Origin of the sequence: Halolactibacillus sp. JCM 19043 (assembly GCF_001310395.1) — a bacterium.
Lineage (GTDB): Bacteria > Bacillota > Bacilli > Bacillales > Amphibacillaceae > Halolactibacillus > Halolactibacillus miurensis.
This window is the reverse complement of the sequence record NZ_BAXD01000047.1, coordinates 1-15,541: the sequence shown is the minus strand read 5'-3', so window position 1 is coordinate 15,541 and position 15,541 is coordinate 1. Positions and strand designations below refer to the sequence as shown.

Annotated in this window: 14 protein-coding genes, 1 other RNA gene and 2 pseudogenes; 10 read left to right on the top strand and 7 right to left on the bottom strand. The window is 40.4% G+C overall.

Annotation, left to right across the window (positions count from 1 at the left end; genetic code table 11):
- A pseudogene (locus tag JCM19043_RS14630) lies at window positions 1-404 on the top strand (hypothetical protein); the annotation flags it as partial.
- 410 nt (window positions 405-814) lie between these two features.
- A complete protein-coding gene (locus JCM19043_RS14625; RefSeq protein WP_062323644.1) occupies window positions 815-1,390 on the top strand; it encodes a VanZ family protein in 576 nt (191 codons plus the stop codon).
- 46 nt (window positions 1,391-1,436) lie between these two features.
- Here the strand turns inward: JCM19043_RS14625 and JCM19043_RS16160 are convergent, their stop codons facing one another.
- Window positions 1,437-1,616, bottom strand: coding sequence for a DUF1905 domain-containing protein (locus tag JCM19043_RS16160; protein ID WP_255349977.1), 180 nt, complete (start codon window positions 1,614-1,616; stop codon window positions 1,437-1,439).
- A 331-nt stretch (window positions 1,617-1,947) separates the two neighbouring features.
- Between JCM19043_RS16160 and rsxC the strand changes: the two genes are divergently transcribed.
- Genes rsxC through JCM19043_RS14610 form a run of 3 tightly spaced genes read left to right on the top strand, consistent with a single transcriptional unit; the run spans window position 1,948 to window position 4,642 of the window.
- Window positions 1,948-3,234: an electron transport complex subunit RsxC gene (rsxC, locus tag JCM19043_RS14620; protein WP_369813895.1), complete on the top strand. Its 1,287-nt coding sequence runs from the start codon at window positions 1,948-1,950 to the stop codon at window positions 3,232-3,234.
- Complete coding sequence (locus JCM19043_RS14615; protein ID WP_062323642.1) at window positions 3,231-4,214, top strand: RnfABCDGE type electron transport complex subunit D; 984 nt, start codon at window positions 3,231-3,233, stop codon at window positions 4,212-4,214. Before rsxC ends, JCM19043_RS14615 begins: the two co-directional genes overlap by 4 nt.
- Before the next feature lie 59 nt (window positions 4,215-4,273).
- A complete protein-coding gene (locus JCM19043_RS14610) occupies window positions 4,274-4,642 on the top strand; it encodes an iron chaperone (protein ID WP_062323640.1) in 369 nt (122 codons plus the stop codon).
- Window positions 4,643-4,736: 94 nt separating this feature from the next.
- Here the strand turns inward: JCM19043_RS14610 and ptsP are convergent, their stop codons facing one another.
- From ptsP to JCM19043_RS14590, 4 genes are all read right to left on the bottom strand, one after another.
- Complete coding sequence (gene ptsP / locus JCM19043_RS14605) at window positions 4,737-6,452, bottom strand: phosphoenolpyruvate--protein phosphotransferase (protein ID WP_062323639.1); 1,716 nt, start codon at window positions 6,450-6,452, stop codon at window positions 4,737-4,739.
- A 7-nt stretch (window positions 6,453-6,459) separates the two neighbouring features.
- Window positions 6,460-6,729, bottom strand: a complete 270-nt coding sequence (locus tag JCM19043_RS14600) for a phosphocarrier protein HPr (protein ID WP_062323638.1) — start codon at window positions 6,727-6,729, stop codon at window positions 6,460-6,462.
- Window positions 6,730-6,945: 216 nt separating this feature from the next.
- The gene (gene pfkB / locus JCM19043_RS14595) at window positions 6,946-7,863 is read right to left on the bottom strand and encodes a 1-phosphofructokinase (RefSeq protein WP_062323635.1); all 918 of its coding nucleotides are present in this window, start codon (window positions 7,861-7,863) and stop codon (window positions 6,946-6,948) included.
- Window positions 7,860-8,612, bottom strand: coding sequence for a DeoR/GlpR family DNA-binding transcription regulator (locus JCM19043_RS14590; RefSeq protein ID WP_062323633.1), 753 nt, complete (start codon window positions 8,610-8,612; stop codon window positions 7,860-7,862). Before JCM19043_RS14590 ends, pfkB begins: the two co-directional genes overlap by 4 nt.
- Before the next feature lie 252 nt (window positions 8,613-8,864).
- On the opposite strand from JCM19043_RS14590, the gene secG reads away from it, so the two are divergent.
- From secG to rnr, 3 genes and pseudogenes are all read left to right on the top strand, one after another.
- On the top strand, window positions 8,865-9,095 hold the full coding sequence (gene secG / locus JCM19043_RS14585) for a preprotein translocase subunit SecG (RefSeq protein ID WP_062323631.1): 231 nt from the start codon (window positions 8,865-8,867) through the stop codon (window positions 9,093-9,095).
- Between the two features lie 168 nt (window positions 9,096-9,263).
- Window positions 9,264-10,019, top strand: coding sequence for a carboxylesterase (locus JCM19043_RS14580; RefSeq protein ID WP_062323629.1), 756 nt, complete (start codon window positions 9,264-9,266; stop codon window positions 10,017-10,019).
- Between the two features lie 111 nt (window positions 10,020-10,130).
- Window positions 10,131-12,437, top strand: a pseudogene (gene rnr, locus JCM19043_RS18315) (ribonuclease R).
- 96 nt (window positions 12,438-12,533) lie between these two features.
- Here rnr and JCM19043_RS14570 read toward each other — a convergent pair.
- Window positions 12,534-13,319 (bottom strand): DUF4097 family beta strand repeat-containing protein, encoded by a 786-nt coding sequence (locus tag JCM19043_RS14570; protein ID WP_062323628.1) that lies wholly within the window; start codon window positions 13,317-13,319, stop codon window positions 12,534-12,536.
- A 44-nt stretch (window positions 13,320-13,363) separates the two neighbouring features.
- A complete protein-coding gene (locus JCM19043_RS14565) occupies window positions 13,364-14,206 on the bottom strand; it encodes a hypothetical protein (protein WP_062323625.1) in 843 nt (280 codons plus the stop codon).
- Between the two features lie 121 nt (window positions 14,207-14,327).
- Here JCM19043_RS14565 and smpB point away from each other — a divergent pair, with 121 nt between their 5' ends.
- Entirely contained in the window at window positions 14,328-14,774 is a 447-nt protein-coding gene (gene smpB, locus JCM19043_RS14560; RefSeq protein ID WP_062323623.1) for an SsrA-binding protein SmpB, read from the top strand.
- A gap of 118 nt (window positions 14,775-14,892) precedes the next feature.
- Window positions 14,893-15,256: a transfer-messenger RNA gene (gene ssrA / locus JCM19043_RS14555) on the top strand.
- Window positions 15,257-15,541 lie beyond the last annotated feature (285 nt).

The following is a 15,541-nucleotide window of genomic DNA, read 5'->3' as shown; positions in this document are numbered from 1 at the left end:
TAGCAATCAAGTCAAGAGCTGAAAAAATGGGGGTGGCTGTCTACGTTGTTAACCCCGCTTATACCAGTCAAATTGGCAAGATGAAATATATGAAGCGGCTTGGTGTGTCCATTCACATGGCAGCCGCTTATGTCATTGCCCGACGGGCAATGGGCTTTAAAGAAAAACTCCCACCGATGTTGTATTCACTTGTTCCAGAGCAGAAACAAGGTCTACATCATTGGGCGCAATGGGCGTATATGATGCGTACCCTGTCTTTTGTTAGAACCCATGCGTTCTACCAGACAGAACGGTTTGACCAAAGCAAGTTGTGTTCCTGGAACACACTATTTCCCCAACATGCTTTAACAGATGTTGAGAAAATAGGTTTGCGACGGTTGGAGAGTAGAAAAACCTATGCTTAGTTGAACGAGCATGGGTCCCCTTTAGGGTGTCCTTATGGAATCCCCTTCCTCAAACATTCGTGAGAATGTTAGGTGGGGGTAGTTCAAGGATGAATGGCAATCGCTTTTGTGTTAATCAACGTGAAGCAGAAGACTATACTGTATATATCGTTGTTGAGAAATTTGAAATCAATGATATCGCAGCATGGATAAGATATCATTCGTTCATGAGAGAGTGAAACAATCTTATCCATTATATTTCGACAATAGATTTTTCGGATTTCTTTAAATTGGTCCAAGTGCATTATTTAAATGACAAAATCGATTTTTAAAAGTTTTCAATTGTATAACAAATACGATTCTCCTCTTGTCATGGCGGCGTATTTAAGTGATAATAAAACTGTTGTTTTAAAAAGTGAGGGGGAAGTTTTTTGTCGTATTTACCGTTGGGCTTTTTTGTGTTGTTGCCAATTTTTTTAATTATTTATATTGCGTTAAGACAATTGAACAATCCCCACTTAAAACGCCGGTTATTTAATGGAGTTATGTTGGGATATCTCGTGATTTTAAGTTACTTGATTTGGTTTAGAGGACTTGGTGATGCGAGAGACATGCTTCAAATTAATTTAGAACCATTTGAAACAATCAAGCTCTATTTACGCGCCTATAGGCAAGAGACGTTAGCTTTTGATATTATTATCGTGAACCTTGTCGGTAATGTGGTGATGATGTTTCCGCTCGGGTTTTGGTTGTATGTGAAGCCTTATGGTTGGTTTAGAAAATTGTTATTCATTATTCTTATACCTGTATTGTTTGAAGGTGGTCAGTTCCTTTTACATCAACTGCACATGGTCTCTCGCTCAGTTGATGTAGATGATTGGATTTTAAATAGTTTAGGGATCTATTTAGGCCTGTTATTAAATATGGGGCATGAACAATTATTATCCAAACTCTTGCATCAATCAAAGTACAAAGAAATAAAAAAGTCAAAACTACACATCAGTTAAAAGCGTCGTTATCATTCATGAGAATGAAAATCGACGCTTTTTTTTATTAATAGCCTAACGTGTCGGCATCTTTTAGCGTCATGGTGACACGAACAATATCTCCACCGGATTTGTCAATTTTTTCACGGAGCTGTTTGTTGACAGACATCATCGCGTCTTCATTTTTTAGCGGCATCAGATTCATGTCACCAAAGGGTATATCATCAATAGTCCCAGTGACTTTTATCGAACCTCATGGTGCTTTTAAATGGTGTGTATCCGGTACATTAATCCTATAGGTCCAAGCCCCGCGACCCGGTTCGTAAATGAGCGGGAGGGGTTCATTATTTAGAATTGTTAAATCCATTGTTACGTCTCCTTTTATGTGCATTAGATTGAAATAAGTAAGTGGATCTTTCTATTGTACCAAAGGAGCCTTCGCTTATCTAAGTCATTAATACTTCTTTAATGAAAAGGGTTTATTCGGTTAAAAATGAAGGAATAGAGTAATAATCCACACCACTGAGGAGGCACGATTATGTTGAATATGAAATTAAAATACAAAAGGCAAGGAGCCTATACGGAAGAAAGAAAGTCTCGGACAGAAAAAAAAGTCTATCATTGAAGCGCCTTTAAGCGAAAAGATGATTTATCCGATGAACATGCATATCGGCAAACCAGCGGAACCGATTGTTGAGGTTGGTGATGACGTGAAGATGGGACAACTGATTGCCGAAAAGCAAGGTTTTGTCTCTGCCAACATATACAGCTCTGTTTCTGGAACGGTTGAATCAATCGAAGAGAAGCCTTCGATGCATGGCCCTCACCTCGCCATCGTTATTAAGAATGATTTTAAAGATACTCCAGCACCCGCACTTACATCTACCCAAGAAGATTTAACATCACAGGATAAATTGTCACTCATTGAACGAGCCGGCATTGTCGGAATGGGAGGGGCAACATTTCCAACGCACGTCAAACTCTCACCACCAAAAGGAAAGGCTATTGACACATTGATTATTAATGGGGCTGAATGTGAAACATACTCTACCGCTGACCACCGATTAATGATTGAATCCGCTGAAGAAATCGTTGCTGGGATCAAAGAACTGCTGACGCTTTTTCCAATTAAACAGACATATATTGCGATTGAGTCAAATGTCCATGATAGTGTATGTGCTCTTAAACAAGCGATTGGCGACGATGAACGGATTCAAATCAAAGAGCTTGAGACAATTTATCCTCAAGGGGCGGAAAAACGCCTCATCAAAACATTAGTCAATCGCGAAGTACCTTCTGGAGGATTACCCCTTGATGTTCATACGATTGTAGCTAATGTCAGTACCGTACGGGCGGCTCATTTAGCGATTCAAAAAGGTTTACCTTTAATGGATCGTGTGACAACCGTCACGGGTGAACCCATTAAAGATCCGCAAAACTTTAGGGTAAGAATTGGTACACCGATTCAAGTCTTGATTGATGCTTGTGGTGGTTTTGTCGAAAAGACAGGGAAGATGTTGCACGGAGGCCCGATGATGGGTAAACCCATTACCTCCGGTCAAGTACCGATCACAAAAGGAACATCGGTGATTAGCTTTTTACCGAAAGAAGAAGTAAAAGTAGATGAACGGACCCCGTGTATCAAGTGTGCAGAGTGCTTAAATGTCTGTCCAGTAAATTTACAACCAATTCTTATATCCAACGCCTATGAACAAGGTGATATTGACGAGGCCGAACGTCTTGGGGCGATGGACTGTATTGATTGTGGGAACTGTTCATATATTTGCCCTGCTAATATTCCACTGCTGGATAACATTAGACAAGCCAAAACAGAAATTAAGGCGCGAAAGGAGAAAAGCTCATGATGTCACTTCAAGATATGACGCTTAAAATGAGTGCATCACCACACTTAAAATCACGTCGAAAAACCGATTGGATTATGAAGCAAGTCGTCATCGCCTTATTTCTGCCGCTCCTTGCTGCAATCTATTTCTTTGGCATCAGATCATTGTTTATGGTAATTGTCGGTGTGGCCTCAAGTGTGTTATTTGAATATGGTTTTCAAAAACTAAGAGATCAACCGATAAGAATTAATGATTATAGTGCGGTTATTACCGGGATGTTAATTGGCTTGAGTGTACCTGTCACCGCTCCTTATTGGACGATTATTATCGGCAGTTTCTTTGCGATTGTGATTATTAAACAGCTACCGGGCGGTATTGGTCGTAATATGTTTAATCCAGCTGTTGGCGCAAGAGTCATGTTAAAAGTCTTTTTCTCACCTTGGATTACGAACTGGGTCGCACCAGGTGCTGATGCAGTGTCGACCGCGACACCTTTAGAGTCGATTGGTCACTTTTCTAAAACGGTAGGAGAAGAGGTACCTGGATTATGGGATCTATTCCTTGGTGTGAATCTTGGCGGTAATATTGGTGAAACATCAAAACTGATGATCCTTCTTGCCTTTGTTTATCTTGTCGTAAGAGGCGTTATTAATATGAAGATTCCTCTTTATTATGTAGGAACAGTGGCTGTTATAAGTTCCATTTATGGTGGTTATAGTGTTGATTACATGATGACCCATGTGCTTAGTGGGACGCTCATCTTTGCGGCGGTGTTTATGGCTACTGATTATACAAGTGGAGCATTAACGCCGACTGGTCAAACGGTCTTTGCGATTGGGGCAGGACTGTTAACAATAGTGATTCGAATTGTGTTTAATTTCCCAGGAGGAGTCGGCTTTGCGATTTTGATTATGAATGCACTTAGCCCCGTCATAGATAAATACCTTGCCCCGCGTATCTATGGGCATAAAAAAAGACCGAAAGTGTCACTCGCCAAGTAACTCACTAGCTAACCCGAATGCGACAAACGAAAAATGTGAGAGAAGTGAGGCGATAAGTATTGATAGTATTTGAACCATTTTTACAGTCGATTGAACATCCTGATCATCGTGAGCGTTTAACAATGATTTTACAAGATATACAAGATACTTTTCCTGAACTGGAGCCGGTAATCAAATGGAATCAACCGATGTTTATCACCCATGGGACGTATATTATCGGCTTCAGTGTGGCAAAAGCTCATCTGGCGATTGCACCGGAAATGGCATGTAAAGACAAATTTCATGATCAAATCACTCAAGCAGGTTATGACATGACTAAACAATTAGTGAAGATGAAATGGACCGAGCCCGCCCATCTTGATTTAATTCGAAATATGGTTGCGTTTAATATTGAAGATAAGAAGGATATGACAGCGTTTTGGCGATAAGGTTAATAGATACTCTAAACAAACAAAAAGCCCGCTTATTCACGTTATATAGCGAATAAGCGGCTTTTATTTCATCACTGACATATTGCCGTAATTATTGATTTGTTTTTTCGCGAATGAATGCTTCTACTTCATCAGCTGTTGACATACTTAGAAGTTCATCTTTGTAAGAACGGAGTTCTTCTTTAGATAAATCTTTAATCTGTGTACGTGCTGGAAGAATTGATGTGGCACTCATACTAAACTCATCAAGACCTAAACCGAGTAAGATTGGAATCGCGATAGAGTCGCCAGCCATCTCACCACACATACCGGCCCATTTGCCTTCCGCGTGTGCGGCTTCAATCACGTTATTCACGAGATTAAGGATCGCTGGATGGTACGGTTGGTAAAGGTATGAGACGCGTTCGTTCATACGGTCAGCCGCAAGTGTGTATTGAATTAAGTCATTTGTACCGATACTAAAGAAGTCAACTTCTTTAGCGAATTGGCGAGCAATCACAGCAGTTGCTGGAATCTCAACCATGATACCGACTTCAATATCATCACTCACGTCAACACCTTCAGCTTTTAAGTTATCTTTTTCTTCAAGTAACAAAGCTTTAGCTGAACGGAACTCATCAAGGGTTGCGATCATTGGGAACATGATCTTCAAGTTACCGTGGACACTTGCGCGCAGTAGGGCACGTAGTTGTGTACGGAAGATATCGTCACGCTCTAAGCAAAGACGAATCGCACGGAAACCTAAGAACGGGTTCATTTCTTTCGGTAAGTCAAGGTAGCTTAATTCTTTATCGCCACCAATGTCTAACGTACGAACAACAACTGGTTTGTCACCCATTTGTTTTAATACAGATGAGTAAGCGTCAAATTGCTCGTCCTCAGTAGGGAAATCAGAGTTACCCATATATAGGAATTCTGTACGGTAAAGACCGACACCTTCGCCGCCGTTATTCAGAACACCGACAACATCGTCTGGTGTACCGATATTCGCAACTAATTCAACGTGCTCACCGTCTTTAGAAATCGTTGGCTCGTCTTTTAATTGTGCCCAAATTTCTTTTTGTTTTTCAAAATCAGCTTGTTTTTCTTTGTAAGTCGCTAATTCTTCTTCTGTTGGGTTAATAATGACTTTACCGTCAATCCCATCAACAATCACGATATCGCCTTCAGAAACATCCTCTGTGACGGTTTTAGTACCAACAACCGCTGGAATTTCTAAAGAACGTGCCATAATCGCAGAGTGTGATGTACGACCGCCAATATTTGTCGTAAACCCTTTCACAAATTGCTTATTTAATTGTGCGGTATCTGAAGGTGTTAAGTCTTCAGCAATTATCACAACTTCTTCATCAATCAAGGCAGGATCTGGGAACGTGACTTTAAGTAGGTGAGCCATGACGCGTTTTGTCACGTCCTGAATATCAGCTGCTCTTTCACGCATGTATTCATTATCCATGCCTTTAAACATATCGATAAACATGTTAGCGACATCATCAAGTGCTTTTTCAGCATTGACGTTATCGTTTTTAATTTTATCTTCCATTGGTGTAATCAGTTCAGGGTCACTTAACACTAAAAGGTGCGCAGAAAAAATCTCCGCATGCTCATCACCAAGTGAAAGACGTGCGTTTTCTTTAATTTTTTCTAATTCTTTTTTTGATACCGTCAACGCATCATGAAGGCGGTTAACTTCTGTATCAACATCGTCAACTTTCTTTGTCTCATAAGAAAGATCGGGTGTTTCTAATGTGTATGCTTTAGCAATTGCGACACCGTTAGATGCCGCAATGCCTGTTAAAATCGCCATATAGGAATTATTCCCCTAAGCCAGTTTCTTTAACTGTTGCATAAATCGCTTCGATTGCTTCATCTTCGTCAGCGCCTTCTGCAACGATCTTGATTTCAGCATCCTTAGGGATACCTAGAGACATAACACCCATAATTGATTTTAAGTTTACTGATTTGCCATTGTACTCAACAGTAACGTCAGAAGAGAAGTTACCTGCTTTGTTTACGAGTACTGTAGCTGGGCGTGCGTGCACACCTGTTGAATCTGTAATTGTTATTGTTTTTTCAGCTGCCATGAAAAAAACCTCCTATAAATTTAAGATTTTGTTTTTCAGTATACCATACCCTATATTTTAACGGTTAACACCGTCAAATATCAAGTTTATTGCACATATTTATTAAGAGAATGTTGATAATTTTTTCCGATGCCTAACGGAAAAAGAAAATCATGCACAATAAACCTTTGACACCATACCATGAAACCGTTTGGCTGTAAAGGCGAGACGGTCCTTTTAGAAATCGGTTACTTCCACGTCTACTAACTCAAAAAGCGTTTCCATGTCTTTTTTTTCGGCTAAATCTTTTGTAAAGGCGGTGGCACTTCCGGAAGCAACAGCTAAACGAAAGGCATCGACTGGTTTATAGCCCCGCTCAAGTCCGGCTAAAAAGCCGGCCACGGTTGAATCCCCAGCACCTACGGTGTTGATAACCGTCCCTTTAGGTACTTGCGCTTGATACAAGGTATGATTGTGTAAATAAATCGCCCCGTCACCACCCATGGAGATAATCACGTGTTTAACCCCAGAATCGTGCAGTTGTTTGGCATAATGAATCGCTTGTTGTTTCGACGTAATCTCAACATCAAACAGTTCTCCAAGTTCATGATGATTCGGCTTGGCTAAGAAAAGGGGTTCTCCAACCATTTTCTTTAATGCTTCAGATGAGGTGTCTAGCACAAGTTTAACGGACTTTTCTCTAAGACGTTTAACAATCTGTAAGTAAAAATCATCCGGTAAATCTTGTGGTAAGCTACCTGCAAGTACTAAGTAGTCGTCACACGTTAAATGGTCTAATTGGTCAAGAAAATGTTCTGTTTCTTCTTTTGTAATCGTTGCACCAGGCCCATTGATTTCAGTTTCTTTAGCGCCTTTTAATTTAAGGTTGATCCGAGTGGCATCGCTAACATGGACAAAATCGGTATCAACGCCCTCATCCTGTAACGTTTGTTCAATGAAGGCACCGGTAAACCCACCAGTAAATCCTAACGCTGTTGAAGGGATGTTTAAACGCGTTAAAATACGCGACACGTTAATGCCCTTTCCACCAGGGAAATAGCTCGGGTCAGTCCCGCGATTTAATCCGCCGTATTGAAACTCAGCCACAGATAGAATGTAATCGATGGATGGATTGAGTGTACAAGTGAAAATCATGTCATCGCCTCCAAGACGTCCGTTAGTTTTGAATAAGCTTCTCTGTCCTCTTCTAATAATCGGTCAGTAATTAAAGTAGCATGTTTTAGCTCGCTGAACCGGTAAGCGCTTTTTGTGTGCAATTTAGAATGGTCCGCTAAGACAAAGCGCTTATCACTTAATGTTAATGCTTTTTCTTTTAAATCGCCTTCTTCAGGGTCGGGAGTGGAATAACCGAAAGAAACATCCACCCCGTTAGTACCGATAAAAGCTAAGTTAAAATGATAATGTTCTAACTGTTTAAGTGCCACACTCCCAATCACAGCACCTGTCTTATCTTTCACTTTCCCACCAATGATATACGTCGGAATATGATATTGTTGTAATAAATCAAGATGCATCAGGCCATTAGTGACAACGGTGATCGGTCGATCTTTTAAAAAAGGAATCATTTCATAAGTCGTCGTTCCGGCATCTAAATAAATGACATCATAATCTTCTATTAAGGCTGCCGCATATTGGGCAATTTCTTTTTTCTCTGTCGTCCCGCGTTGTTTTTTCTCTTGAACAGTTGGTTCGTCTTTTGTTTGTGTTACTACGGTTGCTCCGCCGTGAACGCGCTTTAATAAGTGTTGTTTTTCAAGCTCGCTTAAATCTCGACGAATGGTTGATTCTGATACACGCATCAAATCAACCAGAGATTGAATGGTGATCATTTGTTTGTTTGATAGTTCTTCTAATATTAAGGCATGTCGCTTAGGTGTTAACATGATCGTCGCCTCCTCTGATACACTTAGTATACGATAACACCCTTTAAAAATCAATCAAAATCAATCAAAATCAATCAAAAACACCATCGCAATGATGTTGATACTTAAAAGGTAGAAATCGCTTTCATTAAAAAAGGAAAATATACTTGTCATCAACTGGTGAAGTATGCTAAATTAGTACTAGTGTTTTTATTTAATGTTATAAGCAATAAAGTAGTGATTTTAAGTGGGTCTAGGAGGTATGCTTTTACGATGGAAGCTATTTTGATTACATTAATTATTCTTTCAAGTATTACCCTTATTACGATGATTGTTTTACAATCAGGTAAAAGTGAAGGGTTAGCGGGTGCGATTTCGGGAGGAGCGGAACAACTCTTTGGTAAGAAAAAAGCACGTGGATTAGACGCGGTATTGCAAAAAGCGACAATCGTTGCTTCAGTAGTATTTTTTGTTGCAACATTTGCGTTAGCTTATATTATTTAACAAGATGAATCTCTTTAGGTGACATAGGAAGACGTCACTTAAAGAGATTTTCTTTTTGTCATGATAATCTCACATTGTGCAATAGAAGCCACTCTTTGATAAAATAGAAGCAGATGAAAATAATAGAGAAAAAGCTAACAAATAGCTATGGGAGAAAGGACGATCGATGTGAAAATTAAACAACCAGAACCGTTTATGTTTAAAGGTGGGAAAAGAGCGGTATTACTATTACATGGGTTTACCGGTCACAGTGCTGATATGCGCATGCTTGGTCGATTTTTGGAAACAAAAGGCTATACATCATTTGGTCCGATTTACCGCGGACACGGCAAAACACCAGAAGATTTACTCGATGGCTCAGCTGAAACGTGGTATGAAGATGTCGTCAAAGCCTATCAACAGCTAAAACAAGACGGCTATGATAAGGTTGCGGTATTGGGGTTATCGCTTGGTGGTGTGCTTAGCTTGAAGCTCGCGACCGAAAATCCAGTCGTAGGCGTGGGGACGATGTGTTCTCCGATGTTCTTTGACAATGAGACGCAACTGACGAAAGGTTTTCGATATTTTGCGAGTCAATATAAACAAAAAGAAGGCAAAGATACCGCTGTTATTGAAAAAGAAGTCCATACCCTTACTAACAATGCCAAACCGCTCTTTGATAGTCTTGCTGGATTAATTGATGACGTGCGCGGGGTACTTGATCATATCTATACGCCGACACTTGTCATTCAAGCGAAAGACGATCAGATGATCAACACAGATAGTGCCACACATATTTATGACCATGTGGAATGTGATGATAAAGAGATCCATTGGTATGAGGGTGCTGGTCATGCGATTACGCTAGGACCAAAGCGTGAAGCTGTCCATGAAGATGTCTATCGTTTCTTAGAATCTTTAGATTGGGATGAGGCTATACTATAAACGCTTAAATAGTTAAAATGACGGCGATTATTTATAAGTGGTAGATGTATAAGACAATAAAAATAGAAAAGACTAAAGATAAGCAATGATTTGAAAGAAGGTGAAGGAAGAATGAATGAGTTAAAACAAAAGATTTTAACATTTATTACAGAAGAAGCAGAGCGTCCCGTGTCAGTTGATGATATTAGTGAGGCTGTCTTTAATGAGACCGTCACAAGTGAGATGTTTACTGACTTAATGAAAACGCTCAATGATTTAGAAGACGACGGCCGGATCATGTTGACGAGAAAGAATAAATACGTCTCACCAGCTCGAGCTGGGTTAGTAAGAGGGAAGGTGCAAATGCACAAAAAAGGCTTTGCCTTTTTAATTCCTGATGAAGAAGGGATAAAAGATTTATACTTACATCCACATGACTTAAATGGCGCCATGAATGGCGATATAGTCTTAGCACGTGCTGACGCAGAAGTAAGTGGCGATAAACGTGTAGAAGGTGTGGTTGAAAGAATTCTTGAACGTGGGTCGACCCGCGTTATCGGCAACTATGTTGATAAAGGGAATTTTGGTTTTGTCGTCGCAGATGATAAGCGCATTCCTAATGATGTCTTTATTAAAAAAGAGGACAGTCAGGGCGCCGTTGACGGTCATAAAGTGATCGTCAACATCTTGAAATTCCCAGAGGACAGAATGCCGCTGAAGGTGAAGTGGTTGAAATCCTGGGACATAAAAATGATCCGGGCGTCGATATCCTATCGATCATTCATAAACACAACATCGAGATTGAGTTCCCAGACGAGGTACTGGACCAAGCAAAGCATGTGAAAGAAACCATCGATGAGTCCGACCTTGAAGGGCGAGTCGATCGTCGCGATAAAACGATTGTCACGATTGACGGGCTGATGCGAAAGATTTAGATGATGCGATTCGAGTCGAGCAGTTAGCCAATGGCAATCACTTGCTTGGCGTTTATATTGCGGATGTGTCTTATTATGTCGAAGAAGGTTCACCAATTGATGTGGAAGCTTACAAGCGCGGAACGAGTGTCTATCTTGTTGACCGGGTGATCCCAATGATCCCGCACCGGTTATCAAACGGTATTTGTTCACTGAATCCCCATGTGGATCGTTTAGTACTGGCTTGTGAGATGGAGATTTCACCTAATGGGGAAGTCGTGTCACATGACATTTTCCAAAGTGTGATCAATACGTCGGCTCGTATGACTTACCAAGCCGTCAATCAAATCTTAACCGATCAAGATGAAGCGGTGATGAAAGAATATGACACACTTATCCCAATGTTTCACGAGATGGAACAACTGGCGCGTATTTTGCGAAAAAAACGGATGGACCGTGGCGCGATTGATTTTGACTTTAACGAAGCAAAAGTCATCGTTGATGAATCGGGTCACCCGACTGATGTCGTCTTACGCCACCGTGGGGTGTCTGAACGGTTAATTGAAGAATTTATGTTGGCGGCGAATGAGACGATCGCTGAGCATTTCCACTGGATGGATGTGCCATTTATTCACCGGATTCATGAGGACCCAGACGAAGACCGTCTCCAAAAATTCTTTGAATTTATTGGACAGTTTGGTTATAGTGTCAAAGGTGTTAAAAATGATATTCACCCGCAAGCCTTGCAACGGTACTAGATGAGGTGAAAGGTGAACAAGAAGAGATGATTATCTCTAAATTGATGCTTAGGTCAATGAAACAAGCAAAGTATGACCCGAAAAGTGTCGGACACTTCGGTCTTGCGACCGAGTTTTATACCCATTTTACCTCACCAATTAGACGATACCCTGACTTAATTGTCCATCGTCTCATCCGGACGTATTTAATTAACGGTGATCTTAGCAATGACACACAAGCAAAATGGAAAGATAAACTGTCTGAGATAGCTAAACACACGTCTGAACAAGAGCGAGTAGCGGTCGACGCTGAACGGGATACCGATGAACTCAAAAAAGCTGAATTTATGCAAGATAAGATTGGTGAAGAGTTTGAAGGGGTTATTAGTTCCGTAACTGGTTTTGGTTTATTTGTCGAACTGGAGAATACGGTAGAAGGTCTTGTCCATGTCAGTGATTTAACTGACGACTATTACCACTACGATGAAACGCGCTATGCGATGATTGGTGAAAGAACCGGTAATGTCTTTAGAATTGGTGATGTGATTGAAGTTCGCGTTGAAGCGGTCAATCTAGAAGAGCAGTCGATTGACTTTGAGATCGTTGGCATGAAAAAGAAAGCCAAGCGACCAAGCCCTGACTTTAATTGCGGGTCAAAAGATAAGGGACAATCAAAAGGTAATGGAAAGAAACAACAAGATGATGCCAAAAAGCCTAAACATAAAAAGAAAAAACAAAAAGGGCGAGCTGTCCCACCAAAAGCCGCAAAAAAGAAACGTAAAAAATAACCGAGAAAACATATAAAAAGACAGATCATTTGGCCGAACGGGCGGATGGTCTGTCTCTTTCTATTTAATAAGCGTGATGCGGTTTACATGCTGTCATCAATCCGTATACACATCAATACTGCCATTACTTGTATCGAGTTTAAGGGAGTAAGTCCCGTCATTTAGCACCTCATACCGATTGTCACGACCGAAAATATCGACGCTACCGTTACTCGTATCGGCCTCAATGGTCACATCGGCGCCGTGTGATAAGGAGACATCGATACTGCCGTTACTCGTTCGTAGGGTGACGTCATCTGTCATCTTAAGACCAAAAGCATCAATAGAACCATTTTTCGTTTCCGCCTCAATCCGTCCAGTTGTATTCATTAATGTCACTTTACCATTGCTTGTTTTAGCCTGTAAAACGTTGGCTTCGAGATCAATCAGCTCAATAGCTCCGTTACTCGTCTTAAGATCAATTTCATCCATATGTTGTTCTTTTACAATCACACGACCATTGCTCGTTTTGGCACTTATATTTGTTAACTGATCACGCGGTACTTTAACAGTCAGCCGCGGTTGTTGCGTGACAAATGGGATGAAGAAAAACCAGTTAGCTTGGTCAACCGCAATGGCTAAGGTTTCGTCGTTTGCTTTAAGGTTGAGAGCATCAATTAAGTCCTGTTCTTTCATCCCGCTGAATACGACAGTCATGTCGTCTTCTTCTGTTGGCACAATAGTAATCGAGGTGTTATCGGCCTCAATTGTCAGTGCTTTGACAGGCGAATTGATGACTTTAATGATTTCCTCGTCTGAAAAGTTGGCTTGATAAGTCATAAAAGCACCCAATAATCCCGCGCCAATCAATATCACACCAATAATCATGAATATTTTTTTCATGTTAACCCTCCTCTTCTTCAATTATACTTTTTAAAGTTCTATTCTTATATAAAGACGCCATGCAGTTCCCAGCCTTCTTCTAGTCGGAAACAGTCTTTATGTTTTAGTTCACTGTATTGCGTTTTCGAAAAATTAAACCAAGGCAAGCGGTCTGGTTCATGTTTTAATAACTCAGCTATTGTATGAAATAAGCCTGGTGTGGTGAAGATATCTTCATGAACATAGCGAATGTTTAATAATTTTTCTCCTTTATAATCGTCATCAACAAATAGATATCTTTGTGTCAATGGTGATTGGAAGATACGCATCGCTGAAAATTTGTCATCTGAAATCAGACATGAACTAAAGGGAAATGGATAATACGCCTCATAAACGAAAGAAGCAATATTTTCATTCATTAACGTTTGAAGTGCTGCACGTTTCTCTGAATGAGTGATGACTTCATCCCATATTAACGTTTTATCTACGATGAACGGTCCAAGGTTAATGGCTGGGAAGTTATGATACTTATCAATAAAAGTTAGACCAAGGTGCGCGAGTATTTTTTTTGCGGGCCAATTTTCAATATGTGTATACCCACCAATAAAACACACGTCAGGGTCTTGTTTAATGATATCAACAAGGAAGTGGAGCAACTGGGTGGGGTAACCAAGTTTTCTGAAGCGCAGGTCACTTCTTAGGCGACCAAGCATCACATTGCCACCAGGAAAATACGTATAACCAGCGACAGTAACGAGAATCTTATCTTTAAATAATCCGTATAAATAGTTGTTAGGCGGTGTAATTAATCGGTCGTAGACGTGTAACATATAGTCATTCTCTACACCTGTCTCCATCTGTTGATAAAGTGTAAAATCTGTGGTTGTTAGTGGTCGAATCGTTATCATTTAAATTAATCCTTTCTTAGCCGTTCATCTATGTGTGAGTATTTCATTCCTTTTCATTGTATAATAAGAACAGGCTTGGTAAAATAGAAAAAGAACCATTTAACAAAGTGAGGTGAAAAACATGCCAAAAGGATCAGGGAAAGTTGTCGCTCAAAATAAAAAAGCCAATCATGACTTCTTTATTGAAGAAACAATAGAGGCAGGCATTGTCTTACAAGGAACAGAAATTAAATCAATTCGTAATGGTCGTGTCAATATGAAGGATAGTTTCGCACGAGTGAGTAATGGTGAGGTATTTCTGCATAACTTGCACATCTCCCCTTATGAACAAGGAAATATTCATAACCATGAACCGACACGGATGCGTAAGCTATTGTTGCATAAAAAACAGATTGCGAAGCTGATAGGAGAAACCCAACAAGCAGGGTATTCGCTTGTGCCAATTAAAATGTACTTAAAAGATGGTTATGCGAAAGTACTCATTGGTTTAGGTAAAGGTAAGAAGAAATATGATAAACGAGAAGATTTAAAACGCAAACAAATGAATCGTGATGTCGCTCGTGCCTAAAAGACCGGGATTAAAGTCGAGATCTGACTTGAAAAAAAGTTAGATGCCTGTTATAGTGGTAGAAGTAAGAAAAATTGAATAGGCGAAGATTACGCCTCTCTCTGTACTTTCCTATTATGGGGACGTTACGGATTCGACAGGGGTAGTTTGAGCTCAAGCTGCGTGTCGAGGTTACGGCTCGTAAAACGTTACCCGCCAATAATAACTGGCAAACAAAACAATTTCTCTTTAGCAGCTGCCTAAGCAATTGCTAAAGGATCCCGCTTAGCATCGCCCATGTGCTAAGATTTGGGGTCTCAACTGAAGTGGGATACGCTAACCTCCACCGTCTGAGGACGGTTAGAAGAGCTTAATCAGACTAGCAACACGGACGCCTGTTGATTGGCATATGTGCTTGCGAAATCGAAATAGATCAACTACACATGTAGACGCTTGAGTGGCGATATCTCTGGACGTGGGTTCGACTCCCACCGTCTCCACCAAAAAATACCAATTTGGTGGTTACATTACATATTTAACTGTTCTTTCCTTCGTGGATCGAACAGTTTTTTAATGGTTTTTTGTCAAATAATTGGCCCTTCTATAATGACAATCAGAAGATTTAGCTAGTCGTGAATATTTCCGTTGGTGGAGACGGCGGGAGTCTCCGCCAACGAAATAGAGTTCATTATACTAAGGTAAGCGTTTACGTTATGTCATAATTTCCATTGTTTAAGAGAGACTGGCTGAATCTTATTCGAAACGGTCAGTTGTACTGGTAGAAGAAA